The sequence below is a fragment of the Streptococcus pseudopneumoniae genome (assembly GCF_001068775.1).
Lineage (GTDB): Bacteria > Bacillota > Bacilli > Lactobacillales > Streptococcaceae > Streptococcus > Streptococcus pseudopneumoniae_N.
The window spans coordinates 1-215 of sequence record NZ_JWAJ01000026.1 but is presented as its reverse complement, the minus strand read 5'-3'; the positions used below and the strand labels follow the sequence as shown (position 1 = coordinate 215).

Genomic DNA, 215 nt, shown 5'->3' with positions numbered 1-215 from the left:
TGTTGTATAGAGAATCGATTTTACCATTGTCTTTTCATAAGGACCCAAGTTATAACTTGAAGATTTTGATAGTAATTCAATAATACTATCAAAATTTTTTGTGGAGTAGTGTTTTCGAATATATTGCACCAAGTTAGCGAATGATCCAGTTCTAGTAGAATTATTGTCATGAAGAATAATAAATTCATCCAAAGTTATATGTAATTTATCTAAAA

1 pseudogene is annotated in these 215 nt (G+C 27.0%); it reads right to left on the bottom strand.

The window, feature by feature from the left end:
- A pseudogene (locus ADF68_RS11315) lies at positions 1-215 on the bottom strand (Rgg/GadR/MutR family transcriptional regulator); the annotation flags it as partial.